Below are 2,283 nucleotides of genomic sequence, written 5' to 3' on the forward strand. Positions count from 1 at the left end.
TATCTGGCGTTGATTTTTGGCACGCTGTTGAGTTCTCAAGGAACGGACGCTTCCTTTGTACTCACCCGAGAGACTCTCTCGTGGCTTTCCTCCGGGCGCTTCCCTTCGGTGTTTCCGACTCTATCAGATCCTTTCGGGCCCGATTCCCCGTCGGAGGGGGGGTGTCTTCGCGGCTGTTGGGCCGTTCCGACGTCTCAAACCTTAGCGGATCCTCTCGGCGATTCCTAATCGGGCCGCCGAACTCCAAATCGAATTGAATTCGGGCACGCCGAAATCGACCCGGTTGGGAGATCGTGCTGATGGTTTGAGGTGCCGCTGGTGCGGCGGAGGTGCTGCCGAAGAACCGTTACGGCTCCGTGGCAACCCGAAGAACTTTACGGATCTACGGGCGGACTGTCAACTCTCCCCCTGGCGACCCCGCTTCAAACCTCGCGGCCCTGCCACTGGGGACTCAGTCCAGGTCGCTGAGGCGGCCGCCGGCGTCCGGCTGTGCGTCTTCCACCCGCCGTAGGAGACGGGTCAGGACCTCGCCCAGGACTCCGCGTTCCACCGACGACAGGTCCTGGAGCAGGTCCTCCTCGAAGACCGAGGCGAGGCGCATGGCCCCCAGCCACTTCTCGCGGCCCTCGGGGGTGAGTTCGACGATGACGCGGACACGGTTGGACTCGTCGCGCTCTCGGGTGACCAGGCCCTCCGTCACCATGCGATCGATCCGGTGGGTCATGGCGGCAGGGGTGAGGCCGAGTCGCTTGGCGAGGTCGCTCGGACCCATGCGGTACGGGGCACCGGAGAGGACGAGGGCCTTGAGGACCTCCCACTCGGCGTTGCTGATGCCGAGATCGGCGGTCTGGCGGCCATAGGCGACGTTCATACGGCGGTTGAGCCGGGACAGTGCCGAGACGATCTTCTCGACCTGGGGGTCGAGGTCCTGGAACTCGCGTTGGTAGGCGGCGATCTGCTCTTCGAGAGTCGGCTCGCCTGTGCTGTGGGTGTCGCCCATGTCCGCAGTATGGCATGCCTTCACTTGGCATCGAAGTCCTTCGGCGTGTACTCTTTAGGTTCTAACTTTAGGTTCGAAGTCTTTGGGGTTGAGCCCCTCAGACCGAAGGCAGGTGAACGTGACCAGGGCGATGGGCGCAGCGATGCGCCGGGTTCATGTGGGCAACGCACTCAGCGCGTTCGGCCTCGGCTTCACCGTCCCCTATCTGTACGTCTATGTGGCGCAGGTACGGGATCTCGGTGCCGTGACGGCGGGGCTGGTGCTCGCTGTCTTCGCCGTGGCCGCTCTCATGGTGCTGCCGTTCGCCGGGCGGGCGATCGTCCGGCGGGGTCCTCTGCCCGTTCTGCTCGCCGCCCTGGTCACTGCCGCTTTCGGTGCGCTGAGCCTGGGGCTGGCGGGAAGTGCGACGGCCGTGTTGCTGTCGGCGGCCGCGCTCGGGGCCGGGCAGGCGGTGATGCAGCCGGCGCTCGCGACGATGATCGTCGACTGCTCGACTGCCGGGACGCGGTCGCGGGCGTTCGCCACACAGTTCTTCCTGCAGAACCTCGGGCTGGGGGTCGGCGGTCTCATAGGTGGTCATCTCGTCGACACCACGCGCGCGAGCTCGTTCACGCTGTTGTTCGCGGTCGAGGCGGCGATGTTCCTGCTGCTCGTCGTGATCATGGCGACGGTGCGGGTGCCGGGGGCACCGAGGGGCGAGGGTGTCGCTCCGGCGCAGTCGGTCAGGGGCAGTTGGAGGCAGTTGGTGCGAAACCGGGCCATGGTGCAGCTGTGTGTGCTGGGCTTCGTGCTGTTCTTCGCCTGCTACGGGCAGTTCGAGTCCGGGCTCAGTGCGTACGGGGTCGAGGCCGCCGGGATCTCCCCGTCCGCGCTCGGGACGGCTCTGGCCGCGAACACCGCGGTGATCGTGGTGGCGCAGTTCGCCGTGCTGAGGTTCGTGGAGCGGCGGAGGCGGTCTCGGGTGATTGCCGCTGTCGGGCTCATATGGGCTGTCGCCTGGGGTGTGGCCGGGTATGCGGGGCTGGGGCACGGGAGCCAGGCCATGGCGACGGCCGCGTTCGTGTCGACGTACGCGTTGTTCGGGCTCGGGGAGGCGATGTTGTCGCCGACCGTGGCGCCGTTGGTGGCCGATCTGGCGCCTGCGGGGATGGCTGGGCAGTACAACTCGGCGTTCGCTCTGGTGAAGCAGCTCGCTCTGGCGGTCGGGCCGGCGGTGGGTGGGCCGTTGGGTGCCTCGCTGCACGTGCCGTACGTCGTGACGTTCCTGCTGTTCTCGCTGGGGA

2 protein-coding genes are annotated in these 2,283 nt (G+C 66.8%); one reads left to right on the forward strand and one right to left on the reverse strand.

Annotation, left to right across the window (positions count from 1 at the left end; all coding sequences use genetic code 11):
- Positions 1-451: 451 nt before the first annotated feature.
- The gene (locus FNH08_RS49000; RefSeq protein WP_152778394.1) at positions 452-1,000 is read right to left on the reverse strand and encodes a MarR family winged helix-turn-helix transcriptional regulator; all 549 of its coding nucleotides are present in this window, start codon (positions 998-1,000) and stop codon (positions 452-454) included.
- Positions 1,001-1,130: 130 nt separating this feature from the next.
- Here FNH08_RS49000 and FNH08_RS49005 point away from each other — a divergent pair.
- A partial coding sequence (locus FNH08_RS49005; RefSeq protein WP_152778396.1) for an MFS transporter occupies positions 1,131-2,283 on the forward strand: 1,153 nt, incomplete at its 3' end.

It is taken from the genome of Streptomyces spongiae (genome assembly GCF_009377185.1).
Classification (GTDB): Bacteria; Actinomycetota; Actinomycetes; order Streptomycetales; family Streptomycetaceae; genus Streptomyces; species Streptomyces spongiae.

Excerpts from the sequence above, each read along its gene's own strand:
- FNH08_RS49000 (WP_152778394.1), bottom strand. The coding sequence starts at position 1,000 with ATGGGCGACACCCACAGCACAGGCGAGCCGACTCTCGAAGAGCAGATC.